This is a genomic window from Rhizobium bangladeshense (genome assembly GCF_001662075.1).
GTDB classification, from domain to species: Bacteria; Pseudomonadota; Alphaproteobacteria; order Rhizobiales; family Rhizobiaceae; genus Rhizobium; species Rhizobium bangladeshense_B.
The window spans coordinates 265054-289150 of record NZ_LYPL01000007.1 but is presented as its reverse complement, the minus strand read 5'-3'; the positions used below and the strand labels follow the sequence as shown (position 1 = coordinate 289150).

Annotated in this window: 23 protein-coding genes and 1 pseudogene; 10 read left to right on the top strand and 14 right to left on the bottom strand. The window is 60.8% G+C overall.

Annotated features, from left to right (window positions below; all coding sequences use genetic code 11):
• The first annotated feature begins 114 nt into the window (after window positions 1-114).
• Window positions 115-2001, top strand: coding sequence for an MFS transporter (locus A7X77_RS16720; protein WP_064683965.1), 1887 nt, complete (start codon window positions 115-117; stop codon window positions 1999-2001).
• A gap of 42 nt (window positions 2002-2043) precedes the next feature.
• Here the strand turns inward: A7X77_RS16720 and lpxE are convergent, their stop codons facing one another.
• Together lpxE and leuB are read right to left on the bottom strand one after the other, a co-directional pair.
• Window positions 2044-2796: a lipid A 1-phosphatase LpxE gene (gene lpxE, locus A7X77_RS16715; RefSeq protein WP_197486851.1), complete on the bottom strand. Its 753-nt coding sequence runs from the start codon at window positions 2794-2796 to the stop codon at window positions 2044-2046.
• Between the two features lie 250 nt (window positions 2797-3046).
• Window positions 3047-4159, bottom strand: coding sequence for a 3-isopropylmalate dehydrogenase (leuB, locus tag A7X77_RS16705; RefSeq protein WP_064683962.1), 1113 nt, complete (start codon window positions 4157-4159; stop codon window positions 3047-3049).
• 168 nt (window positions 4160-4327) lie between these two features.
• On the opposite strand from leuB, the gene A7X77_RS16700 reads away from it, so the two are divergent.
• Window positions 4328-5260, top strand: coding sequence for a pyridoxal-phosphate dependent enzyme (locus A7X77_RS16700; RefSeq protein ID WP_064683961.1), 933 nt, complete (start codon window positions 4328-4330; stop codon window positions 5258-5260).
• Between the two features lie 159 nt (window positions 5261-5419).
• Here A7X77_RS16700 and leuD read toward each other — a convergent pair whose 3' ends face one another.
• From leuD to A7X77_RS16685, 3 genes are all read right to left on the bottom strand, one after another.
• Window positions 5420-6028, bottom strand: a complete 609-nt coding sequence (gene leuD / locus A7X77_RS16695; protein WP_064683960.1) for a 3-isopropylmalate dehydratase small subunit — start codon at window positions 6026-6028, stop codon at window positions 5420-5422.
• A gap of 133 nt (window positions 6029-6161) precedes the next feature.
• Entirely contained in the window at window positions 6162-6584 is a 423-nt protein-coding gene (locus A7X77_RS16690; RefSeq protein WP_064683959.1) for a VOC family protein, read from the bottom strand.
• 108 nt (window positions 6585-6692) lie between these two features.
• Window positions 6693-6926 (bottom strand): hypothetical protein, encoded by a 234-nt coding sequence (locus tag A7X77_RS16685; RefSeq protein WP_010028885.1) that lies wholly within the window; start codon window positions 6924-6926, stop codon window positions 6693-6695.
• A 113-nt stretch (window positions 6927-7039) separates the two neighbouring features.
• Here A7X77_RS16685 and A7X77_RS16680 point away from each other — a divergent pair, with 113 nt between their 5' ends.
• Window positions 7040-7945 carry an HpcH/HpaI aldolase/citrate lyase family protein gene (locus tag A7X77_RS16680; protein WP_064683958.1) on the top strand — a complete coding sequence of 302 codons (906 nt, stop codon included), beginning with the start codon at window positions 7040-7042 and terminating at the stop codon, window positions 7943-7945.
• Window positions 7945-8151 carry a DUF1737 domain-containing protein gene (locus A7X77_RS16675; protein ID WP_064683957.1) on the top strand — a complete coding sequence of 69 codons (207 nt, stop codon included), beginning with the start codon at window positions 7945-7947 and terminating at the stop codon, window positions 8149-8151. Before A7X77_RS16680 ends, A7X77_RS16675 begins: the two co-directional genes overlap by 1 nt.
• Before the next feature lie 23 nt (window positions 8152-8174).
• On the opposite strand, the gene A7X77_RS16670 is transcribed toward A7X77_RS16675, so the two are convergent.
• Complete coding sequence (locus tag A7X77_RS16670; RefSeq protein WP_008528622.1) at window positions 8175-8612, bottom strand: metallopeptidase family protein; 438 nt, start codon at window positions 8610-8612, stop codon at window positions 8175-8177.
• 163 nt (window positions 8613-8775) lie between these two features.
• Between A7X77_RS16670 and A7X77_RS33960 the strand changes: the two genes are divergently transcribed.
• From A7X77_RS33960 to bfr, 5 genes and pseudogenes are all read left to right on the top strand, one after another.
• Entirely contained in the window at window positions 8776-9720 is a 945-nt protein-coding gene (locus A7X77_RS33960) for an ImuA family protein (protein WP_064683956.1), read from the top strand.
• Window positions 9632-11179, top strand: coding sequence for a Y-family DNA polymerase (locus A7X77_RS16660; RefSeq protein ID WP_280950337.1), 1548 nt, complete (start codon window positions 9632-9634; stop codon window positions 11177-11179). Before A7X77_RS33960 ends, A7X77_RS16660 begins: the two co-directional genes overlap by 89 nt.
• Complete coding sequence (locus A7X77_RS16655; RefSeq protein WP_064683954.1) at window positions 11176-14625, top strand: error-prone DNA polymerase; 3450 nt, start codon at window positions 11176-11178, stop codon at window positions 14623-14625. Before A7X77_RS16660 ends, A7X77_RS16655 begins: the two co-directional genes overlap by 4 nt.
• Before the next feature lie 119 nt (window positions 14626-14744).
• A pseudogene (locus tag A7X77_RS32395) lies at window positions 14745-15144 on the top strand ((2Fe-2S)-binding protein).
• Complete coding sequence (gene bfr / locus A7X77_RS16645; protein WP_064683952.1) at window positions 15110-15595, top strand: bacterioferritin; 486 nt, start codon at window positions 15110-15112, stop codon at window positions 15593-15595. Before A7X77_RS32395 ends, bfr begins: the two are co-directional and overlap by 35 nt.
• Window positions 15596-15667: 72 nt before the next feature.
• Here bfr and A7X77_RS16640 read toward each other — a convergent pair whose 3' ends face one another.
• The 6 genes from A7X77_RS16640 to rsfS all read right to left on the bottom strand — a co-directional run bounded on the left by A7X77_RS16640 (window position 15668) and on the right by rsfS (window position 21438).
• Entirely contained in the window at window positions 15668-16201 is a 534-nt protein-coding gene (locus A7X77_RS16640; RefSeq protein ID WP_064683951.1) for an RNA pyrophosphohydrolase, read from the bottom strand.
• A gap of 24 nt (window positions 16202-16225) precedes the next feature.
• Window positions 16226-17416, bottom strand: coding sequence for a divergent polysaccharide deacetylase family protein (locus A7X77_RS16635; protein WP_064683950.1), 1191 nt, complete (start codon window positions 17414-17416; stop codon window positions 16226-16228).
• Between the two features lie 77 nt (window positions 17417-17493).
• Window positions 17494-18816, bottom strand: a complete 1323-nt coding sequence (locus A7X77_RS16630) for a S41 family peptidase (protein ID WP_003543943.1) — start codon at window positions 18814-18816, stop codon at window positions 17494-17496.
• On the bottom strand, window positions 18806-20209 hold the full coding sequence (locus tag A7X77_RS16625; RefSeq protein ID WP_064683949.1) for a murein hydrolase activator EnvC family protein: 1404 nt from the start codon (window positions 20207-20209) through the stop codon (window positions 18806-18808). Before A7X77_RS16625 ends, A7X77_RS16630 begins: the two co-directional genes overlap by 11 nt.
• 181 nt (window positions 20210-20390) lie before the next feature.
• Window positions 20391-20873, bottom strand: a complete 483-nt coding sequence (gene rlmH / locus A7X77_RS16620; protein ID WP_064683948.1) for a 23S rRNA (pseudouridine(1915)-N(3))-methyltransferase RlmH — start codon at window positions 20871-20873, stop codon at window positions 20391-20393.
• Window positions 20874-20994: 121 nt separating this feature from the next.
• A complete protein-coding gene (rsfS, locus tag A7X77_RS16615) occupies window positions 20995-21438 on the bottom strand; it encodes a ribosome silencing factor (RefSeq protein WP_064683947.1) in 444 nt (147 codons plus the stop codon).
• A gap of 210 nt (window positions 21439-21648) precedes the next feature.
• On the opposite strand from rsfS, the gene A7X77_RS16610 reads away from it, so the two are divergent.
• Entirely contained in the window at window positions 21649-22026 is a 378-nt protein-coding gene (locus tag A7X77_RS16610; protein WP_064683946.1) for a winged helix-turn-helix domain-containing protein, read from the top strand.
• 84 nt (window positions 22027-22110) lie between these two features.
• Here A7X77_RS16610 and modC read toward each other — a convergent pair whose 3' ends face one another.
• A complete protein-coding gene (gene modC / locus A7X77_RS16605; protein ID WP_064683945.1) occupies window positions 22111-23208 on the bottom strand; it encodes a molybdenum ABC transporter ATP-binding protein in 1098 nt (365 codons plus the stop codon).
• Window positions 23205-23906, bottom strand: a complete 702-nt coding sequence (modB, locus tag A7X77_RS16600; RefSeq protein WP_064683944.1) for a molybdate ABC transporter permease subunit — start codon at window positions 23904-23906, stop codon at window positions 23205-23207. The genes modC and modB overlap by 4 nt, the downstream gene beginning before the upstream one ends.
• Window positions 23907-24097 lie beyond the last annotated feature (191 nt).

Sequence of the window (24097 nt, the reverse complement as noted above, 5' to 3'; positions counted from 1 at the left end):
CCCTCTTTTTGATCTGCCGTTTCTGGCACACTCCCGTCAGGCGTGTCGCGGCCAGGGGTATGCTTGAGGAGAGTAGGCCGCGCGCGTTGCTCATCACTCTGTGGAGGACAGACAATGGCAAATGTTGCAAGCATCGACGGCGCGAAGGCCGGTCCGATGACCGGCGAGGAGAAGAAGGTCATCTTCGCCTCTTCGCTCGGCACCGTTTTCGAATGGTATGATTTCTATCTTTACGGTTCGCTCGCCACCTATATCGGCGCAACCTACTTCACCCAATATCCCGAGGCGACTCGTAACATCTTTACGCTGCTCGCCTTTGCCGCCGGCTTCCTCGTGCGTCCCTTCGGCGCGCTGGTATTCGGCCGTCTCGGCGATCTTGTCGGCCGCAAATACACCTTCCTGGTGACGATCCTGATCATGGGCATGTCGACCTTCCTCGTCGGCATTCTGCCGGGTGCCGCCACGATCGGCATTGCAGCCCCGATCATCCTGATCGGCTTGCGCTTGCTGCAGGGCCTGGCCCTTGGCGGTGAATATGGCGGTGCGGCAACCTATGTCGCCGAACATGCGCCGAACGGGCGCCGCGGCTACTTCACCTCGTGGATCCAGACGACGGCAACGCTCGGCCTGTTCCTGTCGCTGATCGTCATCATTCTGGTTCAGTCCATCATGGGTCCGGTTCAATTCGCCGCCTGGGGCTGGCGCATTCCGTTCCTGGTCTCAGTCGTCCTGCTCGGCATTTCCGTCTGGATTCGTCTGAAGATGAACGAGTCGCCGGCATTCCAGCGCATGAAGGCGGAAGGCAAAGGCTCCAAGGCGCCGCTGACCGAAGCTTTCGGCCAATGGCGCAACGCCAAGATCGCGATCATCGCGCTTCTCGGTGCCACCATGGGCCAGGCGGTCGTCTGGTACGGCGGTCAGTTCTATGCATTGTTCTTCCTGCAGAACGTGCTGAAGGTGGATCTGCAATCGGCCAACATCATGGTCGCGATCTCGCTTCTGCTTGGAACGCCGTTCTTCGTCATCTTCGGCGCTCTCTCCGACAGGATCGGCCGCAAGCCGATCATCATGGCCGGTCTTCTCATCGCCGCGGTGACCTATAATCCGCTATTCAAGGCGATGACCTGGACGGCAAACCCGGCGCTTGCCGAAGCGCAGGCCTCGATCCGCGCGACGGTCACGGCCGACCCGGCGGACTGCAAGTTCCAGTTCAACCCGACGGGCACGGCGAAATTCACCAGCTCCTGCGACGTGGCGACGGCGTTCCTGACGAAGAACTCGGTGCCTTATGACGTCGTGGCCGGCCCTGCCGGGCAGCCGGCGACGGTGAAGGTTGGTAACGCGACGGTTCCGAGCTTTGACGCCGCTGCCGCCGGAGACAAGGCGAAGGCTATGACCGCCGCCTTCGAAAAGAGCGTCAACATAGCGCTCAACGATGCCGGCTACCCGCTGAAACGCGGTGTCGCCAAGGTGCCGGATGCCAAGCTCGATGCCTTCATCGCCGCCAATCCGGAACTGGCGCTCAATGCCGAAGCTATCCGCGCCGGCGCGAAGGAAACCATGCCGGCGGCCAAGCTGGTCGAAGGCAAGCTGCTGACGGCGGATGAGGCCAATGGCGTCACCGACATGGCGGTCTATACCATCGCCAATGGCGGCAACTTCGCCATGACCGCCGATCCTGCCCGCGTTAACTGGGTCGGCACGGTTGCGATCCTGTTTGTCCTCGTGCTCTATGTGACGATGGTCTACGGCCCGATCGCCGCACTTCTGGTCGAGCTGTTCCCGACCCGTATCCGCTATACCGGCATGTCGCTGCCTTATCACATCGGCAACGGCTGGTTCGGCGGCCTGCTGCCGGCAACGGCCTTCGCGATGAGCGCTGCGGCGGGCGATATCTATTACGGTCTCTGGTATCCGATCGTCTTTGCGGCGATCACCCTGGTGATCGGCCTGATCTTCCTGCCGGAAACGAAGAACAGGGATATCCACGCGATGGATTGATGACGCACTCGCGTCTGAGAAGCTCGAGAAACGGCCCGGCGCTCACATGGCGCCGGGCTTTTCCATATCAGGAAATAGGCGCTTGGCGAGCGGCCAGCCGTCGGGCGCCAGTTTGAAGAGCAAACCGCAGCGGGCAAAGACGATGGCCATCAACAGCGAGAACCAGCCGCCGAAGGCAAGGCCGGCGATGACATCGCTCGGATAATGGGCGCCGACCATGACACGCGTCATGCCGAGCCAGATGGCGCAGGCGATGAAGGCAACGCGGTAGCGCGGAAACAGAAGCGCGAAGGCCGCAAAGAAGGCGCCGACCGTGGTGGAATGGCCGGAGGGAAAGCTTTCGAAAGCGGAATGGCCCGAAAAGGGCGTGAAAGAAAACATGCCGTAATCATGGAAGTGATCGGGTCGGGCTCTTCCGATCGCCCGCTTCAAAAGATTGGCGAGGAGCCCTGAGAAAACGACCGCGGCGAAGAGATAGGCGCCGATCCAGCTGACATAGAGTGCCTGAGCCCTGGCTCGCGCCGTCTTCAAGAGCTTGTAGCCCGCCCTGCCCTGAAAGAAGAGCAGGATGCTGGTAAGGATCAGCCAGGCGGAATCGCCGAAACCGGTCAGGAGCTCGCCAAGCTGCTTCACCGATTCAGGAGGCTCGCTGGCGCCGAGCGGCGCATCGAAGAGCAGCATGGAAAGGATCACGGCATTGATGGTGATGAAGAGGCAGGCCTGCCAGCGCAAAGGCGGCATGGCAGCGTCGCTCCGGCGCCAGCGCCTGTCCAGGGAAGTCCAAAATGCCCGCATTTAGTCGTCCGTTCAAAATAGCCTCGAGCGCGGCGCGTCCGACAGGCGCTCTATCACTTTGTGGCGCATAAACCGGAAATTCATCCGATGGCTGAGTATGCACTCGCGAAATCCGGCGCAAAAATACACGAGATTATGGCCAAGGATAGCCCGTTTTGGCTAATTCGACTGAACCCAGGATTGTTCATCCATAAAAAAGCCCTCCGCATGCGCAATGCGAAGGGCGGGAAACTGTTTCACGTGAAATATATCAGGCGGAAAGCGCCTTGAACTCGGCAAGGATCGCATCGCCCATTTCTACGGTGCCGACCTGTTTGCAGCCGTCGGCCATGATGTCGCCGGTGCGGATGCCTTTGTCAAGCACGTTGGCGATTGCCCTTTCCAGGTTGTCGGCTTCCTTGACCAGATTGAAGGAGTAACGCAGGCACATGGCAAAGGAGGCGATCATGGCGATCGGATTTGCGATGCCCTTACCGGCAATGTCGGGGGCCGAGCCATGCACCGGCTCATAGAGCGCCTTGCGCTTGCCGGTCTTGCCGTCAGGGGCGCCGAGCGAGGCTGAGGGCAGCATGCCGAGCGAGCCGGTCAGCATGGCGGCGACGTCGGAGAGCATGTCGCCGAAGAGATTGTCGGTGACGATGACGTCGAACTGTTTGGGCTGGCGCACCAGCTGCATGCCGCCGGCATCGGCCAGCATATGTTCGAGCTGAACGTCGGAATATTTCGCCTTGTGCGTCTCGGTCACCACCTGGTTCCAGAGCACGCCCGACTTCATGACGTTGCGCTTTTCCATGGAGCAGACGCGGTTCTGACGCGTGCGGGCCATTTCGAATGCGACGCCGGCGATGCGTTCGATCTCGTAGGTATCGTAGACCTGCGTGTCGATGCCGCGCTTCTGGCCGTTGCCGAGATCGATGATTTCCTTCGGTTCGCCGAAATAGACGCCGCCGGTCAGCTCGCGGATGATCAGGATGTCGAGGCCTTCGACCAGTTCCGGCTTCAGCGACGAGGCCGAGGCAAGGGCCGGATAGCAGATGGCGGGACGCAGGTTGGCGAAAAGTTGCAGATCCTTGCGCAGGCGAAGCAGGCCGGCTTCCGGACGTACTTCATAAGGCACGCTATCCCATTTCGGGCCGCCAACGGCGCCGAACAGAACGGCATCGGCGGCAAGCGCCTTCTGCATGTCGGTTTCCGAGATCGCCGCGCCATGGGCATCATAAGCCGAGCCGCCGACAAGGCCTTCGTCGGTGACAAAACCGGCATCCATCGCCTCGTTCATATAGGCGATGATCTTGCGGACCTCGCCCATGGCCTCGGGACCGATGCCGTCACCCGGCAGCAGGAAAAGATTGCGCGCTGTCATGAAGCCCTCCTGGAAAAACAAGCTGCGGCTTCTTAGACCCCGGAAATAGGCATTTCAAGCGAGAGAAGGCCTGAATCGGTACGCTTCGCCGCCGGCCGCAATGGTTGCTCCTGGACCGGCAAACGCATTAGAACGGTCGCCACACTTTTATTTCCAGGATATTCTCCCATGGCTTTCGCACCTCTCCATCTTGACACGCCGCTGGTTCGGACCGCCCCCGACTACAGCGCCAGTAGCAAGCCTCTCTGGCTGAAACTCGATGCGCTGCAGCCCTCCGGCAGCTTCAAGCTGCGCGGCGTCGGCCGGCTTTGCCAGCACGAGGTGGAAAATGGCGCGCGCGAGATCTTCTGCGCTTCCGGCGGCAATGCCGGCATTGCCGCGGCCTATGCCGGCCGGGCGCTCGGCGTGCCGGTCACGATCGTCGTGCCGGAGACGACGACGGCCGATGTGCGGCAGACGGTTGCGGCAACCGGCGCCAATGTCCTCGTGCACGGCGCCGTTTTCGACGAAGCCAATGCCTATGCGGTCGAACTCGCCCGCAGCCGCAAGGCAAGCTATGTGCATCCTTTTGATCATCCAATTCTGTGGGATGGCCATGCGACGCTGATCGACGAGGTGGTGATGAAGGGTGCGGAATTCGACTGCGTCATCACCAGCGTCGGCGGCGGCGGGCTGCTTGCCGGCATTGTCGAGGGGCTAAAGCGAAACGGGCTGCCCGACGTGCCTGTGATTGCCGTCGAAACCGAGTGGGCGGCTTCGCTGCATGAAAGCCTGAAAGCAAATGAGCGCATTACCCTGCCTGCCATCACCTCGATCGCCACATCGCTCGGCGCGCGGCAGGTGGCCCAGCATGTCTTCGACCTGCCGAAACAGCATCCGATTGAAAGCGTTCTCGTCAGCGATGCCGATGCCGTTGCCGCCTGCCTGAAGTTTGCCGATGCGCAGCGCATTCTGGTCGAGCCGGCCTGCGGTGCCGCCCTTGCTGTTGCCGACGTGCATGCAGGGCTGCTTGCGCGCTTCGACAATCCTCTGATCGAAGTCTGCGGCGGCATCGGCGTGTCGCTGGAAAAGCTGAGGCTCTGGAAAGAGAAGTTTCTCTGATCTCTAAAGCGCGTTCTTTCGGATTTGCTGATTGCGCTTTAGGTTCTTTGTTGAAGAATGTCGTAGCCGCAAACCGCTGCACACTTTTGCGCGACATGCTTGGACCAAAGAAAAAGCCGGGCGAAAGCCCGGCTCGATCGTCATCATTGAATTGGGAGCTTAAGCGGCCCAGGGATGCGAAGCGGCGTTCTTCTTTTCGAACTCGTCGATCGCCTTGCCCTTTTCCAGCGTCAGGCCGATATCGTCGAGGCCGTTCAGCAGGCAGTGGCGCTTGAACTCGTCGAGATCGAATTTGATCGAGCCGCCGTCGGGGCCGGTGATTTCCAGGTTTTCCAGGTCGACGGTCAGGATGGCGTTGGAGCCGCGCGAGGCGTCGTCCATCAGCTTGTCGAGGTTTTCCTGGCTGACCTTGATCGGCAGGATGCCGTTCTTGAAGCAGTTATTGTAGAAAATGTCGGCGAAGCTGGTGGAGATCACGCAGCGGATGCCGAAATCGAGCAGCGCCCAGGGCGCGTGTTCGCGCGAGGAACCGCAGCCGAAATTGTCGCCGGCGACGAGGATCTTGGCATCACGATAGGCTGGCTTGTTCAGCACGAAATCGGGATTTTCCGAGCCGTCTTCGTTATAACGGGCTTCGGCGAAAAGGCCGGTGCCGAGGCCGGTGCGCTTGATGGTCTTCAGATAATCCTTCGGAATGATCATGTCGGTGTCGATGTTGACGACCGGCAGGGGCGCCGCAACGCCCGTGAGCTTCACGAATTTATCCATGACCCATGCTCCATTTCAGCAAATGTACTTTCCTGGATGTGCATCTAGTCCAGTTTTCCGCCGAAATGAAGGAGAATCTTTCTAAAATCGCGGCCGCGCGACGTTTCGCGCGGCCGCAAGAGTGCGCGCGTTCTTACTTGGTCGGGGCGTTCAGGCCCCAAAGCACGCCGAAAGGATCGCGAAGCTGGCCGTAGCGGTCGCCCCAGAACATCAGTTCGATCGGCATGACGACTTCGGCGCCGGCGGCCACCGCGCGATCCCACCAGAAATCGATATCGTCGATGACCAGCTGGATGGCGAAGCCTTCATGGCCTTTGAAGGGATGGCCGTATTCGGGATAGGCATCTGCCAGCATGAGGGAGCTGCCGTTGATGTAGAGATGAATATGCATGGTGCGGCCGCTCTCGTCGACCGGCACCCGATGCGCCTCTTCGGCGCCGAAGGCCTTCATGTAAAATTCCGCGGCCTTCACCGCGCCATCGACCGTCAGATAGGGCAGCAGGCCATTCTTGACCGGCGGCATCTTAACCGGATTGTTTTCCGTCGTCGTATCCATGCTCGTCCTCCATCGTTTCTGAGCGCCGGCTGAGTGCCTGGCTGCCTCAAAGACGTATCATGGAAGCATGATCCGACAATGTCGGTCAGGTTTTTGAATGCAGAACGCTCAGAGATCGATGATCGTGCCGCGACCGTCGTTCCAGATGCGCATTTCGCGTTGGCCGTTGTTTGCCTTGGCGCGGACCGGAGCGGGCTTCATCTTCATCGAAAGGGCGCGGCCGACCATGAGCACGGTAAGGATGCCGCCGACGGCAAGCGTCACCGAAAAGGTGAGAAGCAGCATGGCGACAAAAACGGTGGCGCCGGCAAGCATGAAGAAGATGGAGCGAATGTTCTGCATCGGTTTGATACCTTTCTACAGAAAGGAATGTGGTTCTTCTTTTTTCTCTCTGCAAGGCAAGCATGGCTTTTTGTTGTCTTGCCGGGCTTTGTGAAGCTTGGCACTAATGAGTGATGAGCCGAACTATACCTCTCCGTTCCCTGCATCTGCGCCGCTCGGTGCTGAGCGTGCCCGCCATCAATCTCCGGGCGCTTGAAAAGAGCCATTCCCTTGATTGCGATGCGGTTATTTTCGACCTGGAGGATTCCGTCGCGCCCGAAAAGAAGGGGCAGGCGCGGGAAAATCTGCGCGCCTTTTTTGCCGGCCCGCCGCTTGCGGATAAGGAAAGGATCATCCGCATCAATTCTTTGTCATCCGAATTCGGAGCAGCTGACTTCGATCTGGTCAAGGCGCTTTTGCCCGACGCCGTTCTCCTGCCGAAGGTGGACGAGCCTGGCGATGTCACTGATATCAGCGATCTGCTTGCCGATGCGGAGGCGCCGGAGGCGCTGCGCATCTGGGCGATGATCGAGACACCGCGCGGTGTGCTGAATGTCGGAGCGATCGCCGGAGCCGGCCGCACGCCGGGTGCAAGGCTCGATTGCCTCGTCGTCGGGCTTAATGACCTGCGCAAGGAAACTGGCGTGCTTCCCCAACCGGGACGGAGCTATCTCGTGCCGTGGCTGATGCAGGTCGTCCTTGCGGTCAGGGCCTATGGGCTCGATGCGATCGACAGCGTCTTCAACGATTTTAAGGATGCCGAAGGCTTCGACGCCGAATGCAGTCAGGGCCGCGCCATGGGTTTTGCCGGCAAGATGCTGATCCATCCCTCGCAGATCGAGCCCGCCAACCGGCATTTCGGACCAAGTGCGGAGGAGATTGCGGAAGCCGAGGCGGTCATATCAGCTTTTGCCGATCCTGACGCCAGGGGCCTCAACGTCATCAATGCCAACGGACGGATGATCGAACGGCTGCATCTTGTCCAGGCCGAGGCTCTGGTTCATAAAGCTCGCCTTATGTCTGCAAGAAAGCCCGCCTGATGAAACTCTACCGCTTCCTAACCGGTCCCGACGACGCGTCCTTCTGCCACAAGGTCACTGCCGCCCTCAACAAGGGCTGGTCGCTGGAGGGTTCGCCGACCTATGCCTTCAATGCCGCAACCGGCGCGATGCAGTGCGGCCAAGCCGTCGTCAAGATCGTCGAAGGCAAGGATTACGATCCGGAAATGAAGCTCTCCGAGCAGTAAGGACTTAATTCCACGATAGAAGCCTAACGCTCCGCGGCTTCTTCGGCGCTGGCCTCGATCCGCTCCATATCATCGTCGCTCAGCCCGAAATGGTGGCCGATCTCGTGGATCAGGACATGGGTGATGATATCGCCGAGCGTTTCGTCATTCTCGGCCCAATAATCGAGGATGGGGCGCCGGTAGAGGCGGATGCGGTTCGGCATCTCGCCGGTTTCCACGGTAAAACGTTCGGAAATGCCTCTGCCCTCGAAAAGGCCGAGCAGATCGAAAGGCGTTTCCAGCGCCATGTCCTCGAAAACGTCGTCATCGGGGAAATCCTCGATCTCGATCGTGAGATTGGTCGTCAGCTGACGGAACTCATCCGGCAGATGGCTGTAGGCCTCCATGGCCAGCGACTCGAAGGTGCTGATCGTCGGCGCATGGCGGTCCCGCCAATCATCGCTCTGGTCTATGCGGGCCATGAATATTCCTTCCTTTGCGGGCCCATATAGAACCTTTATTGCCGATTTTCGAGTGCGGAATCAAAGGCAGGAATAAATTCATAGAAAATGAATGTTGACTCTTCATTAGTCCTCTGGAATCTATAAGAACATAACAGGAACAAGACGGATCGGAGTGAACGCCATGGCGCAGAACGCCCTGGCGCGCGAGCGGCTTTTTGCGCTCCGCGAAACCATTGCCAGACTGGAAGGAAAGCCCGCGCCGGCATTTGCGGCCGCGGAGCGGGAAGCTTTGGCGGAAGGACGCAAGACGCGCCAGGAGCGCATTCTGCCATCCCTGCCGTTCGGGGTGGAGCTTCTCGATCGGGCGCTGGAGGGCGGCCTGCCCCTCGATGCGATTACCGAATTCCGTTCCGCGCTGTCTCGCGACGCCGGCGCGGCAAGCGGACTGGCGATGGCTGTTGCCGCGCGGCTGCAGAAACAGGAATCGGATGCCGGCAGGCTCATGCCGTTGCTCTGGATCGGCGATGCAGTCGGTACGCTGGAGGCCGGCCGTCCCTATGCTCCCGGGCTTCGGGATTTCGGGTTGAGCCCTGAGCGATTTCTCCATGCCGCGCCGCGCAAGCTGGACGAAGCGCTCTGGCTGGCGGAGGCGGCAGTGGAAAGCGCTGCTTTCTCGGCCGTCATCCTCGAAGTGCGGGGCAATCCTGTCCATTTCGGCCTGACCGAAAGCCGCAGGCTCAGTCTCAGGGCGCATGCTGCCCGCCGTCCGCTCTTTCTCGTGCGGCAGGCAGGGGCGGAGGAGGCCAGCAGTGCGGCCTTGCGCCTGCATGTCGAACCGGGACCGTCTGGTCTGCGGCCGTTGCCGGACGGATCGAAGCTTTCCGGCAGCATCGGCAATCCGATTTTCCGTCTCACGCTGGAGAAGAGCCGCAATCCGGCCCCGCTCTCCTTTCTCCTGGAGTGGAGCCCCCATGAACGCGAATTTTTCCCTGTCACCGAGCCAAACCTCATTCGTCCTCCAGGCGAACAGTCAGCGCATTCTGGCGCTCAGCTTCCCGCATCTGCCAACCGACCGTATCGCCCGCAGGCGATGGGGGCCCTCCTGGCGTTCGAAAGAGCGTCCTGAGGCGCCGCCCATCGTCTGTTCGGCCAAGCTCAACAATGCCATGCGGCTGACGGCACTGGACGAATTGGCCGAGCGGCTGGGGCTCAAAAATGAGCAGGGCGTTGCCGAGGCGCGCGCCATGTATCCGACGCTCGAGGTGGTGGAAGAGGATCCGGCCGCCGACCGCCGGCTGCTGGAGGCAATTGCCGACTGGTGCGACCGCTATACGCCTTTGGTGGCGTTCGACGGCAAGGACGGTCTGTTTCTCGACATTACCGGCTGCACGCATCTTTTCGGCGGTGAGAAGGCGCTTCTCAAGGATGTTCTGTCGCGGCTCTTTCATATGGGGATCGATGCGCGCGGCGCGATCTCATCGTCGCCGGGCCTTTCCTGGGCCGTGTCGCGTTTCGGGCAAAGCGGCGTGATCGGGGATGAGGAGACGGAGCGTGTGCTGATGTCTTTGCCGATTGCAGCCTTGCGGCTGCAAGCGCAAACCGTCGATGCGTTGAAGAAGCTCGGCCTGAAATATATCGGCGACGTCATCAATGCGCCGCGGGCGCCGCTGACCCGCCGGTTCGGGCCGGAATTGCTGCTGCGTCTCGACCAGACGCTAGGGCATGAAGAAGAACCGGTTTCGCCCCGTCGCCCTGTCGCCAGCCTTTCGGCCGAAAGCCGCCTGATCGAGCCCATCGGAACGGAGGAACAGATCCTTGCCGTCACCAGGCAAGTCGCCGTGTCGCTGCAGCCGTCGCTGGAGGCACGAGGCGCCGGCGGGCGAGTGTTCGAATTGGTTCTATTCCGCGTCGACGGCAGGGTCTTCCGTATTTCCGTCGGCGCTTCGCAACCGCTTCGCGAACCGAAATTTATCGCCGGGCTTTTTTCCGAACGACTGCAGGCGGTCTATGACGATCTCGATGCCGGCTATGGTTTCGAGATCGTGCGGCTGAATGTGTTGCAGCATGATCCCTTCAACGAAGCGCAAGCTGATTTCGAGGGTGATCGTCAGGGAGAAATCTCCCTTTCGGCTTTCGTCGACCGTGTCTCCGCCCGGCTGGGTGCGGATTGCCTGCAAAGCTTCCAACTCCGTGAGAGCCATGTGCCGGAACGCGCCGTCATCGCAGTTCCGACGATGGATAAGCTTTCAAGACGGGGGAAGGCGGAACAGAGCGGTTCTCTCCCTTTCCGCGAAGAGCGTCCGTTGCGGCTTTTTGCAACGCCGGAGCCTGTCGAGACCGTACTCGCCGAAGTGCCCGATGGCCCGCCGCAGATCTTCCGCTGGCGGCGCATGCAGCATCAAGTGGCAAAAAGCGAAGGTCCGGAGCGGATTGCCATGGAGTGGTGGATCGACGGAAGCGACGCTGAGGCGCGCGATTATTTCCGTATCGAGGATGAGGCCGGACATCGCTTCTGGATCTATCGTCGAGGTTTCTATGGTCAGGAGCTCGACCCTCGCTGGTTCATGCACGGGGTATTCGCATGAAGGCCGAACGTGCATTCTTCGAGATTGGCGCGAGGACAAATTTCTCGTTTCTCGAAGGCGCCTCCGGCCCCGAGGAGATGGTCGTACAGGCCGCCCATCTCCGGCTCGGCGGCCTCGGGATTGCGGACAGGAATTCGGTTGCCGGCGTGGTCAGGGCGCATGCGCAGGCGTTGCAGATCGAGGAGGAATACAAGAACAGACATGAGACGGATTTTCAGGCGAAGGAAGGCGAGGAAATCCTCGATCCGGTCAGGGTTCAGCCGGGTGCCCGTCTCGTCTTCTCCGATGATACGCCCGACATTCTCGCCTATCCCAGAAACCGCCGCGGTTGGGCAAATCTCTGCCGGCTTCTCAGCGCCGGCAATCTGAAGGAGGAAGCGGTCAAGGGAACCTGCATCCTAACGGAAGCGGAGCTCATGGAATGGGGAGACGAGATGATGCTTGCCCTCGTTCCGGATCGTACCCTTGTCGATCATCATAAGGGCCAGTCGACGCTGGAAGATTATCTGGAGCGGCTTCGCAGACGGTTCCGCAAGGCTTTTTTTATGGCGTTGTCGCCGGCCTATGACGGTCGCGACAGGCAGGTCTTTGCTGTGCTTGCCATGCTTGCCGCCCGAAATCGCGTGCCGTTGATTGCCACCAACCAGCCCCTTTACCACCATCCTGAACGCCGGCCGCTTTCAGATGTCGTGATCGCGATCCGGGAGCATGTCCAGATATCGCAAGCCGGATTCCTGCTGGCGCCGAATGCCGAGCGTTACCTCAAGGATTCACGTGAAATGGTCCGGATCTTCCGGGACTATCCTGGTGCGATCGAGAATGCCCGGGTCTTTTTCGACAAGCTGACCTTTTCACTGAAGGAACTGGAGCATAATTATCCGCCTGAAAACGATCCCGGCGAAACGCCGCAGGAGAGCCTCGAAAGGCTGACGAGAGCGGGAGCAGTCAAGCGCTATCCCGAGGGTGTGCCGCCCAAGGTGGCAAAGCAGATCGATTATGAACTGAAACTCATCGGTGATAAGAACTACGCCTCCTACTTCCTGACTGTTCACAGGATCATCCAACACGCCCGTTATGACCTCAAGGTCTTGTGCCAGGGGCGCGGATCGGCGGCAAATTCGGTCATCTGTTATTGTCTCGAAATAACGGAAGTTGACCCTCAAAAGAGCACGCTGCTCTTCGACCGTTTCATTTCGATGGACCGGGACGAACCGCCGGATATCGACGTCGATTTCGAGCATGACCGGCGTGAGGAAGTCATCCAGTTCATCTACGGACGATATGGCATCGAACATGCCGGGCTGACGGCGGGAGTGACCACCTACCGCACCCGTTCGGCTGGCCGCGAGGTCGCCAAGGCCTTCGGCCTGTCGGAGGATGTTCAGTCGGCGATCAGCAGCCTCGTCTGGGGTTGGTCGGAGGACAATCTTTCCGAGAGGGATGCCAAGGCGGCCGGTCTCGACGTCAAGGATCCAGTGACCCGGAATGTGCTGCAATATGCCTCCGAGCTTCTCGGTTTCCCGCGCCACCTCACCCAGCATGTCGGCGGCTTCGTCATCACAGGGGACCGGCTCGACGAGGTCGTGCCGATCATGAAGACGGCGATGCCGGATCGCTACATGATCGAATGGGACAAGGACGATCTCGACAACGTCAAGATCCTCAAAGTGGATGTGCTGGCGCTCGGCATGCTGACCTGCCTGCGGAAGGCCTTTTCGCTGCTTGAACTACATTATCATGTCAAGAAGACGCTCGCAGACCTCGGCAACAGGGAGCATGGGGAAGAGGGCAAATCGGTCTATGAGATGATGGGCCGGGCCGATACGCTTGGCGTCTTCCAGATCGAAAGCCGGGCACAGATGAGCATGCTGCCGCGCCTGAAGCCGAAGATATTCTACGACCTCGTCATCGAGGTGGCGATTGTCCGGCCGGGGCCGATCCAGGGCGATATGGTTCATCCCTATCTGAAACGCCGAGAACAGCGCGCCAGGAACATCCCGATCGAATATCCGAGCAAGGAGCTGGAAGCAGTCCTCGAAAGAACCCTCGGCGTGCCCCTGTTTCAGGAGCAGGCGATGCAGATCGCGATCACCGCTGCGGGCTTCAGGCCGGCAGAGGCCGACAAGCTTCGCAGGGCGATGGCGACATTCAAGCGAACCGGTACGATCGGCGATTTCGAGAAGCGCTTCATCGAGGGAATGGTCTCAAAGGATTACGATCCCGAGTTCGCAAAACAATGCTTCAATCAGATCAAAGGTTTCGGTGAGTACGGCTTTCCGGAAAGCCATGCTGCTTCCTTCGCGCTGCTGGTTTATGCCTCTTCATGGCTCAAGGCCTATTATCCCGATGTCTTCTGCGCGGCGATGCTGAATTCCCAGCCGATGGGGTTTTATGCGCCGGCCCAGCTGGTGCGGGATGCGCGCGAGCATGGAGTAAAGATCCTGCCGGTCGACATCAATGAATCGGACTGGGATTGTACCCTGGAAGAGGCTGCCTTCGACCGGAAGGCCGTCGATTTCCGGCATGGCGAGATGCGCGGGATCATCAAGACCCGGCATGCGGTGCGGCTCGGTTTCCGGCAGATCAAGGGTCTCTCGTCGGACGATATGAAACGGCTCGTCGACAATCGCGGTCAAGGATACAGTACGGTGCGTGATCTCTGGCTGCGGTCCGGCCTGCAGAAATCGATCATCGAGCGGCTGGCGGATGCGGATGCGTTCCAATCCATCCATCTATCACGGCGCGAAGCGCTTTGGGCTGTGCGGGCACTGGATGTGAAGAGTGCAGCCGAGGAACTGCCCCTTTTCGAACAGGTCCGTCATGTCGACCTTCAGCCAGAGCCCGCGGCGGTGCTGCCGGATATGCTGCCGGGAGAGCAGGTGATCGAAGACTATCGTTATCTCTCCCTGTCGCTGAAAGCGCATCCGGTCTCCTTCCTGCGCGAGGAGTTCCGGAAGATCGGCATCACCCGCAATGTCGATCTTCTGACGGTGCCGAACGGAAAGAGGGTGACGATCGCCGGTCTGGTGCTCGTGCGCCAGCGGCCGGGTTCGGCCAAGGGCGTGATCTTCATGACGCTAGAGGACGAGACCGGGGTCGCCAATGCGATCGTCTGGAACAAGATATTCGACAAATACCGGGCGATCGTCATGGGGGCTCGGCTCGTAAAAATCCGCGGCAGGCTGCAAAGCCATAGCGGCGTGATCCATACGGTCGTCGAGCATATCGAGGACATGACACCGGCGCTCGGCATCCTGCAACGCGAGGCTCGCCGTTTCGGCGCCTGCGAGCGGTCGGATGAGGTGCTGAGACCGGGAGGCGACCAGCGGCAGATCGCCGACGCGCGGAAGGGGGCGGAATTGGAAAAACGGGCGCTGGCCGCAGGCCGCCATGCGGGCGTGGCGGAAACCGCCGAACTCATGCCGCGCGGGCGGAATTTTCATTGATGTGCGTCGCGCCGGTCGGAATCATCCGGACATGCCTTCATTGTGTGCGGGGTTACCGCCCGGCATCGCCCCCATGATTTAGATAATTTGCAACAAGCGCTGCCCATCGCTGCTGCCCGATAGCGCCGGACTCGAATTTTTTCTTGACAGCCACCATCTTCTTTAGCAGAAAACACGATAGTCAGTGTCATGTTTGGAAATGAAGACGTGCTTGTCTGCAGCTGCAATTATATAACCGACAAGGAAATCCGGGAGGTTATCACCGACCTTCTCGACGAAGACTGTTGGCAGCTTATCGTGCCTGCGAAGGTCTACCACGCCATGGAAAAACGCGGCCGTTGCTGCGGCTGCTTCCCCAATGTGGTCGATATCATTATCCAGACGACCGAGGAATATCACGCCCGTCGCCACTCGACGGAGACCGAAATATTTGATTTCATGTCACGCTTGAAACAGTTCCATGAGGAAAACAGGAGAGCGGACATTGAAAGGCGACAAAAAGGTCATCGAGCGGCTTAACGAGGCACTGTTCCTCGAGCTCGGGGCGGTTAATCAATATTGGGTTCATTATCGACTTCTCGAGGACTGGGGCTACACCAAGCTCGCCAAGAAGGAGCGGGCCGAATCCATCGAAGAAATGCACCATGCCGACAGGCTTGTCGCGCGCATCATCTTCCTCGAAGGCCATCCCAATCTTCAGACTTTGGCGCCCCTGCGCATCGGCCAGAACGTCAAGGAAGTGCTGGAGGCCGATCTTGCCGGCGAATATGACGCCCGCACGGCCTACAAGAAGTCGCGCGATATCTGTCACGAGGCCGGCGACTACGTTTCCATGAAACTCTTCGAAGAATTGCTGGCGGATGAGGAAGGCCATATCGACTTCCTCGAAACGCAGATCGATCTGCTCGAGAAAATCGGCGAGAGCAAATACGGCCAGCTCAACGCCGATTCCGCCAACGAAGCCGAATAAATCGGATGGGAATGCCGGCCGCTCCGCGCGATCGGCATCCTCAATTTCACACCTGCCAGCTGCAAATAGGGCTCAGTCTTCGGCCTGCAGCGCTGCCAGATGCCGGAACTCGGCGATCACCTGGTCATAGACGGCGCGCTTGAAGGGGACGATCAGGCCGGGCAGCTCCTGCATCGGCTTCCATTCCCAGGCATCGAATTCCGGATCATGACCGCCCGGCGGCGGGTTGATGGCGATCTCGCTTTCGTCGCCCTCGAAGCGGAAGGCGAACCAGCGCTGTGTCTGGCCGCGGAACTTTCCTTTCAATCCGATTCCGATCAGCGCCGGCGGCAGATCATAGTTGATCCAGTTGCTCGCCTCGGCAAGCAGGGTCACCGTTCTGATCCCGGTTTCCTCATAGAGCTCACGATAGGCGGCGTCCAAGGGATCCTCGCCCTTGTCGATGCCACCCTGGGGCATCTGCCACAGCTGCGGCGAGCCGTCATATTCGGAATTGCCGTCGGGGATTCGTCGCCCGGCCCAGACCAGGCCATCGCGGTTCAGGATCATGACGCCGACGCAGGGACGGTAGGGCAGATCCTCGGCTTTCACGGTCGCCTGGCTCATCTTCTTCTCCGTTCAGGAATTATCTCAGGGGCTTCTCGGGTCGTTGGAAAGCGCCGCGACGCCGACGATCTCGATGCCGCGCATGGACGCTTCCTCGCTCCATTTGGCGACCGCGTCGATACTTTCATCGAAAGCAGAGGCGATGCCGATCGCCTGGCCGTTCTTGCGGGCGATGCGTTCGAGCTCGTCGAGCTTCTTCAGGATGGCGTCGATATCGAGCTGGCCGTCGAGCTGCAGGTCGGCAAAGGCATAGGGCAGTTCGGTGCCCTTGGCGACCGTCGCCGTTTTCGACTGCGCCGACGTGCCGTCGTCGAGGAACAGCAGACCGCGTTTGCCGATATCGCGCATGACCGGTTCCATGGCGGCCGGGTCGGAGAGGAAACGGCCGCCGAGATAGTTCATGATGCCGGTGTAATTGGTGATTTCGCCCATCGCCTTGTGCAGGTTCTCGATGTTGCGAGCCACCGGCTTCGAGGTCAGCAGGGTCTCCGGACCGGGATCATTGGCCGGATAATCAAATGGCTCGAGCGGGACCTGCAGAAGAATCTCGTGGCCGCCGCGGCGGGCTTCCTGCATCCAGCGCTGCAGGCTGTTGCCGCTTGCGGCAAAGGCAAGGGTGATCTCCTCCGGCAATTCGGCGATGGCGCGTTGCGTCCCCGTCTGGCTGAGGCCGAGGCCGCTGACGACAATGGCAATGCGCACGCCGCGTGCGCCGGATGAGGGGCGGGCATATTGATCCATCGGCCGCCGACCGTCTGGGCCGACGATCGGCAGCCTGCCAAAGGCGGTGTCTTCGAGCAACGCTTCATTGGGTTGGGCTGCCATGCGCGGATCTTGGCCGATCTGCATCGCATCGACCAGAACCGGTCCGCTGCCGTCGCGCGGGCGGGGACTGTATTTGGTGACGACGGAGCCATCGCCGGTGATCATCTGTTCGACATTGGCGCCCGAACGCGGATCGGCGCGGGGCATTCCGTCCGCCGCCTGGCCGGCAGCGGTCGTCGGCGGCTTGCCGGAAGCTTGGGTTGCGGCCTGTTCGGCCGCCGGCGGTTTGGCACGCTCCAGCCCGTCGCCGCGAAAGGCGGTATAGAGAGAAAAGCCGCCTATCGCGAAAAGGCACAGACTGGCAGCAATGCGGCCGAGGCGAAGCACGCCAGGACGCCGGCTGGCGGTTTTGCGGTTGCGCCCCAAAGGCGCATGCAGGTCCGTTCCCAATTTTCTCGCCCGCTCCAAAACCGGGAAACAGCAGAAAGGGTCAAGGCCGGGCGAGTGCCCGGCCTTGCGACGATCGATTACTTGGCGACGACGGCCTTATCAGGGTTCGGCGGGAAGGCCGGATCGGTCTTCTTGCCGCGCAGAAGGTCGAGCGCGTAGTTCAGCTGAACGTCATCCTTCGGATCCGGCGGCACGTAGGCAACGGAGCCCGAACCTTCATCGGTTTCGCTCTGACCCTTGATGTGGCCGCGCAGGCTGGATTCGCCTTCGGTCACCATCTTGCCCTGCAGTTCTTCCGGCAGCGGTTCCTCAACCTTGATGTCAGGCGTGATGCCGGTGCCCTGGATCGAGCGGCCCGACGGCGTGTAGTAGAGCGCAGTGGTCAGGCGCAGCGCGCCGTTCTCGCCAAGCGGGATAATCGTCTGGACGGAACCCTTGCCGAAGGATCGGGTGCCGAGAACGGTGGCGCGGCGCAGATCCTGAAGCGCGCCGGCAACGATTTCCGATGCGGAGGCCGAACCGCCGTTGATCAGCACGATGACCGGCTTGCCGTCGGTCAGGTCGCCCGGACCGGCATTGAAGCGGCGGGTTTCATCCGGGTTGCGGCCACGGGTCGAGACGACCTCCCCGCGCTGCAGCAGGGCATCGGAGACGTTGATCGCCTGGTCGAGCAGGCCGCCCGGATTGAGGCGCAGGTCGAGGACATAACCCTTCAGCTTGTCGGCCGGAACGGTGTCCTTGATCTTCTTGATCGCCTTTTCCATGTCGGGATAGGTCTTCTCGGTGAAGGAGATGATGCGGAGGTAACCGACATCGTCCTCGACACGCGACTTGACCGCCTGGACGGCGACGACGTCACGGACGATCGTCAGCTCGATCGGCTTGTCGGCGCCCTTGCGGATCAGGGTCAGCTTGATCGGCGTGTTGACGGCGCCACGCATCTTCTCGACCGCATCTTCCAGCTTCAGGCCGCGCACGGACTGGCCGTCGATCTCGGAGATGTAGTCGCCGGCGAGAACGCCGGCCTTGGCGGCGGGCGTATCGTCGATCGGGGTGATGACCTTGACGAGCTCGTCTTCCATCGTGACTTCGATGCCGAGGCCGCCGAACTCACCCTTGGTCTGGGTGCGCATGTCCTCGGCGTCCTTCGCATTCATATAGCTCGAATGCGGATCGAGCGAGGAAAGCATGCCGTTGATGGCATTCTCGATCAGCTTGTCTTCGGCCGGCGGCGTGACATACTGAGCACGCACGCGTTCGAAGACGTCGCCAAATACCGAGAGTTCCTTATATGTAGAGGATCCGGCCGCTTCTGCCGGCACACCTGCCGAGTAAATGACGCTCATCGCGGTCGCACCCATCAATGCGCCGACCAGAACAAGAGAAGCCCTACGAATCATTGCGTGCCTTTCCAGTGTCCTTGGCGGTCCACCACGGTCGGGAATCGACCGGTTTACCGTCTTTTCGAAATTCAATGTAAAGCGTTGGCCGGTCCGTTTCCAGCGCCAATGCAGTTGCGCTTGCCACTCTTTTCGCTCCCATCACGGCGAGCGGCTCGCCGGAAAAAACGAATTTTCCCTGACGGGTATTGATCGTATCCATTCCCGAGAGAACCAGGTGATATCCATCGCCCGCGTCAAGAATGATCATCTGGCCGTAACTGCGGAAAGCGCCGGCGAAAACCACCAGACCGTCTGCAGGCGCCGTCACCACCGTCTCCGGGTTGGTGGCGACCGTCATTCCCATGGCTTCGTGCCCGGTGCCGTCGGCATCGCCGAACTGGCGCAGGATATCGCCTGCCACCGGCAGCTCCAATTTGGCCCTTAATTCTCCGAAGGGATATGCGGGCGCAATGCGGTTTTTATCGGGCACCCCGCTCTCGGCCAGAGCCTTGGCCTGAGCCCGCTGCTCGTCCGTCAGGAGCTTGCGGTTCTCCTCGGCCTGACGGGCCGCGGCCGCCGCGTCGCGCACCGAAGCGATCTCGGATTCCATGGACGCGACGAGGCCTTCGAGGCTGGTCGCCTTGCCCGCCAGTTCCTCCGAACGCTTCCTTTCGGCCTGCAGTTCGGCGGCGTTGCTGCGGCTGAGCTTGTCATTTTCGGCAAGCAGCAGGTCCATGCGCCGCTCTTCCTCGATGCTATCGGTCATCGTCGCCGTCAGGCCGGCCTTCTCGGCCGCACTTGCCGTCTGCAGCGCGGCGAGGCTTGCAAGGTCTGCGGCGAGCTTGTCGGTTTCCTTGCGGATGCCTGGCACGACGGCGCCGAGCAGGATAGCGCTGCGCACGGAAGCGAGCGCGTCATCGGGGGTGACCAGCAAAGCCGGGGGCGGGTTGCGGCCCATGCGCTGGAGTGCTGCCAACACCTCGGCCAGCACGCCGCGGCGCTCGTGCAGCGAACGGCGGATGCCATCCTGCTTGACGCCGAGATCGGCCAGCTTCTTCTCGCTCTCGAGGATCTGCTTCTCGAGCCCCTTGCGGCGGGCGGCGGAATCGATCAGCGCCTGGCGGATGCTCTGCGTGCTTTTTTCCAGATTGGCGATGCTTTGCTGGAGTTCGCTCACCTTGTCCGAGGAAAGGTTGATTGATTTCGACAGGGTTTCGAGCTCGGCGCGGGTCTGATCGCGTTTGGCGGCAAGTTCAGCGGCCGGATCGGGCGGCGGCGGCTCGGCTGCCGGCGGCGGCGCTGCAGATTGTGCCGCTGCCGGCGCGGCTTCCTGGGCCCGGACTGTGAAGGTATTTGCGGACACGACGATGACGGCGACACCAAACCCGGCCGCAAGTGCCAGCGGAATCATGCGGTGTTGCCTGGTTGGTGTCGTCGTCATGCGTGTCGAGGCACTCTCTCAAATCGCGCGGAGACTAAGCTGATTTGGCACGCTTTGCCAGAAAGTTTGCAAGCGAACGGCCGGCCACGCGAAACACGGCTGCGTGACAATGCGACGCATCGTCAAAGACTTGAGTTCCACGTGGAACATCTCAGACGCGGTGATAGGGATGGCCGGACAGAATGGTGACGGCGCGATAGAGCTGCTCGGCGATCAGCGTGCGGACGAGCTGGTGCGGCCAGGTCATTTTGCCAAGGCAGAGCGTGGCGTCGGCGCGATCGTAGAGCGTGGGATCGAGGCCGTCGGCGCCGCCGATTGCGATCATCAGCTCGCGCTTGCCCTGGTCACGATAGGCGCCGAGCAGATTTGCAAAGGCTTCGCTGTCGAGCGCCTCGCCGCGTTCGTCGAGAAGAATGAGAACGCTGCCTTCGGCAAGCGATTTCAACAGCATCGCCGCCTCCTCGCGTTTGCGGGTCTCCGCATTGGAAGCGCGGCTTTCGGCAACCTCGGCGATACGGGCAAGTTCGAGGCCGACCGCAGGGCCGGCCTTGGCGAAACGATCAAAATAACGGGCCGCAAGATCCTTTTCGGGGCCGGATTTCAGCCGTCCCACCGCAAAAAGACCAACGCGCATTCACCCGCTCCCGCTCATGAGGCATCTGCGGCGCACGAAGCGCGCCCACCGGCCGGCATACGATGTTTCCCAGCCAGTCAATGCCACGTCTCAGGCGCCGGTCAGAATGCCGGACCGCCTGTCAGTGCCGTGTTTCTTCATCCATATCGGGAGCCGCCCACATCTTTTCGATGTTGTAGAACTCTCGGATTTCAGGACGGAACACATGCACGATAATGTCACCGGTGTCGATCAGGATCCAGTCGCCGCCCTCCTGACCTTCGACGCGGGCCGTACCGAAGCCTTCGTCCTTGAGATCGGTGAGCAGGTGGTCCGAGATCGCCATGACATGCCTGTTCGAGCGGCCGGAGACGACGATCATGTAGTCTCCCAGCGCCGATTTTCCGGCAATGTCGATGGTGACGATATCTTCGGCTTTGGAGTCCTCGAGGCTGGCGAGGACGGCTTCTAGGGCGCGGGCAGCGGCATCGGCGCCACGTTCTGCGCTCTTCGGGAGAACGGCGAGCGTTTTTCCCTTGGCGTGTACTGTTGTCAGTGCTTTCCCTTTCCTGGAATGACAAGCCATGCACAACACGAGATCCGATCACGACCGGATCATGGTTAAGATAGGCATCAAACCATTAATGTTTCAAGACGTGCTAACGTACGGAGCGGCGGAAAATCCGATCTGGCGACCGAATTGAACACTATTGCTGCCCTCGCTGCTTGTCCGGGCGGTGTACAGTTTCCAGGCCGGAGCGTAAAGTGCCGGAAATTCCACCATCTGCAGAATCGAATGACCGATCCGGCCGCAAAAACACTCGTTCCCATCTTGCGAATCAGCTTCCCGGATGAGGATCGGCTCGGACGCGGCAAGATGGAGCTGCTGGAACACATTCGCGCGACCGGATCGATCTCTGCAGCAGGGCGAGCAATGGATATGTCCTATCGCCGCGCATGGCTGCTGGTCAGCGAGATGAACCGGATGTTCTGCGAACAGGTGGTGGAATCGCAGCGCGGCGGGAAGAAGGGCGGCGGTGCGGCGCTGACGCCGTTCGGCGAGCAATTACTGGCGCGGTTTCGCCGGATGGAAAGCATTTTGCAAGCGAGCCTTGCCGAGGACCTTGCCTGGCTTGAAGCAAAGCGCAACCCACGGCAGGACGGACAGGGCTGATCAGCACTCCAGAGCGTGATGCCGAAAAGTGTGAGCGGTTTTCGGGACGACATCACGCTCTAACTCTTTAATTTAGAACAAGATTCAGATTTTTGGCCGAGCAGGCCTAAAATCATCCTGTTCTAGGGCAACCGTCTTGATGACGGCGAAGACGGTCTTGCCGGGCCGGAGGTCGAGGCGCTCGCAGGAGAGCGCGGTGATGCGCGAGAGGATGCTATCGCCGCCGCAGTCGAGCCGGATTTCAACCGTTCCGTCCGCATCCTGAAATAGCTGTTCGATCCTGCCTTCGACAATGTTGAGGGCACTGAGCCCCTCCGGCCTTGCCGTCGCCAGCATGACATCGCGCGACGGGATGCGGATGCGGACCGGCCTGCCGGGCGCGAGTGCCGCGCCGGGAATATGCAGCCGGCCGGATTTGAGGGCGACGGTCGAGAGGTGGTGATGCGCGTCGAAGCTTTCGACGGTGCCTTGCAGCAGCGCGCCGGCCTCTTTGCGGTCGAAGGCCGCAGAGGCGCGGCTCAAAATATCGACGGCCGGGCCGACCGCCTCCACCCTGCCATCGCGCATGACCACCACTTTGTTTGCGAGCCGCGCCACCTCGGCGATCGAATGGCTGACATAGACGATCGGGATGTCGGTCTGATCGCGCAATCGCTCGAGATAGGGCAGGATCTCGACCTTGCGCGCCTCGTCGAGGGCGGCCAGCGGCTCGTCCATCAAGAGCAGCCGGGGCGAGCAGAGAAGGGCGCGGCCGATCGCGACCCGCTGCTTCTCGCCGCCGGAAAGTTTTGCGGGGCTGCGATCCAACAGCGTCTCGATGCCGAGCAGGTCGACGACGTGATCGAAGCTCTCGCCGCGTGCAGGTCTTGGCGCGAACCAGCGGCCGTAGGAAAGATTGGCGCGAACGCTGAGATGCGGGAACAGCCGCGCCTCCTGGAAGACATAACCGAAATGACGGCGGTGCTTCGGAACGAAGAGACCGGCTTTGGTTTCGGTCAGGGTTTCACCGTCAAGGATAACGCGGCCCTCGTCCGGACGGGCGAGGCCGGCGATGATGCGGATCAGTGAGGTCTTTCCGGAGCCGGAGCGTCCGAACAGTGCGGTCACGCCGCCTTCGGATCTGAAGGCGGCGTCGAGAAGAAAGGCGCCGAGCCTCTGTTTTGCCTCGACGATCAGCGTCATTCCGGATCAACCCTTCGGCCGGCGAAGCGCGCGAGGAACTCGGAGGCGAGTAGGGCGGTCATGGAAATGATGACGGCGACCAGCGTCAGGCGCAGCGCGCCGGCATCGCCGCCGGGCACCTGGGTAAAGGTGTAGATGGCGGACGACAAGGTCTGGGTCTCACCGGGAATGTTGGAGACGAAAGTGATCGTCGCGCCGAATTCGCCCATCGCCTTGGCAAAGGAAAGGATCATGCCGGTGATGATGCCGGGCAGGGTCAGTGGCAGCGTAACCGTCAGAAAGACCAGGATCGGGCCGGCACCCAGTGTTCCGGCCGCCTCCTCGAGCTTGCGGTCGACCGCCTCGATCGACAGGCGGATGCTGCGCACCATCAACGGAAAGGCCATGACGGCGCAGGCGAGTGCCGCACCCGTCCAGCGAAAGGAAAAGACGATGCCGAAATACTGGTCGAGCAGGCTGCCGATCGGGCCACGGCGGCCGAAGAGGATGAGGAGTAGAAAACCGGTGACAACGGGGGGCAAGATCAGCGGCAGGTGGACGATGCCGTTCAGCACCGACTTGCCCCAGAAACGGCCGCGGGCAAGAAGCAGCGCAACGAGGATGCCCAGGGGCAGGCTCGCCAGCATGGCGACGACCGAGACGCGCAGGCTGAGCAGGACCGCCGTCCATTCTTCATCGCTCAGGCCGAACATATCCAAACGCAGTTGTCTCCACGAAATCGAAGTCTCGCTGAGGCTCAGTTCCCTTTTACTCCGCGTCATCCTCGGCCTTGTGCCGAGGATCTGCTGCCCTATCAAACGGATGCAGATGCTCGGGACAAGCCCGAGCATGACGAAAGAGCAATAGGCCGGCTCCGTCAGCCTTCACGCTAAGCCGTCGTTGTTGATTC

Bases quoted from the DNA above. Each gene is read 5' to 3' on its own strand.
- leuB (WP_064683962.1), bottom strand. From the start codon at position 4,159: ATGACAGCGCGCAATCTTTTCCTGCTGCCGGGTGACGGCATCGGTCCC.
- rlmH (WP_064683948.1), bottom strand. From the start codon at position 20,873: ATGCGCGTTGGTCTTTTTGCGGTGGGACGGCTGAAATCCGGCCCCGAA.
- leuD (WP_064683960.1), bottom strand. From the start codon at position 6,028: ATGGATAAATTCGTGAAGCTCACGGGCGTTGCGGCGCCCCTGCCGGTC.
- A7X77_RS16685 (WP_010028885.1), bottom strand. From the start codon at position 6,926: ATGCAGAACATTCGCTCCATCTTCTTCATGCTTGCCGGCGCCACCGTT.
- rsfS (WP_064683947.1), bottom strand. From the start codon at position 21,438: ATGGCTTGTCATTCCAGGAAAGGGAAAGCACTGACAACAGTACACGCC.
- A7X77_RS16655 (WP_064683954.1), top strand. From the start codon at position 11,176: ATGAAGGCCGAACGTGCATTCTTCGAGATTGGCGCGAGGACAAATTTC.
- A7X77_RS16680 (WP_064683958.1), top strand. From the start codon at position 7,040: ATGAGCCGAACTATACCTCTCCGTTCCCTGCATCTGCGCCGCTCGGTG.
- modC (WP_064683945.1), bottom strand. From the start codon at position 23,208: ATGACGCTGATCGTCGAGGCAAAACAGAGGCTCGGCGCCTTTCTTCTC.
- A7X77_RS16640 (WP_064683951.1), bottom strand. From the start codon at position 16,201: ATGAGCCAGGCGACCGTGAAAGCCGAGGATCTGCCCTACCGTCCCTGC.
- A7X77_RS33960 (WP_064683956.1), top strand. From the start codon at position 8,776: ATGGCGCAGAACGCCCTGGCGCGCGAGCGGCTTTTTGCGCTCCGCGAA.
- A7X77_RS16625 (WP_064683949.1), bottom strand. From the start codon at position 20,209: ATGATTCCGCTGGCACTTGCGGCCGGGTTTGGTGTCGCCGTCATCGTC.
- A7X77_RS16700 (WP_064683961.1), top strand. From the start codon at position 4,328: ATGGCTTTCGCACCTCTCCATCTTGACACGCCGCTGGTTCGGACCGCC.
- A7X77_RS16610 (WP_064683946.1), top strand. From the start codon at position 21,649: ATGACCGATCCGGCCGCAAAAACACTCGTTCCCATCTTGCGAATCAGC.
- A7X77_RS16630 (WP_003543943.1), bottom strand. From the start codon at position 18,816: ATGATTCGTAGGGCTTCTCTTGTTCTGGTCGGCGCATTGATGGGTGCG.
- A7X77_RS16720 (WP_064683965.1), top strand. From the start codon at position 115: ATGGCAAATGTTGCAAGCATCGACGGCGCGAAGGCCGGTCCGATGACC.
- A7X77_RS16690 (WP_064683959.1), bottom strand. From the start codon at position 6,584: ATGGATACGACGACGGAAAACAATCCGGTTAAGATGCCGCCGGTCAAG.
- lpxE (WP_197486851.1), bottom strand. From the start codon at position 2,796: ATGCGGGCATTTTGGACTTCCCTGGACAGGCGCTGGCGCCGGAGCGAC.
- A7X77_RS16670 (WP_008528622.1), bottom strand. From the start codon at position 8,612: ATGGCCCGCATAGACCAGAGCGATGATTGGCGGGACCGCCATGCGCCG.
- A7X77_RS16675 (WP_064683957.1), top strand. From the start codon at position 7,945: ATGAAACTCTACCGCTTCCTAACCGGTCCCGACGACGCGTCCTTCTGC.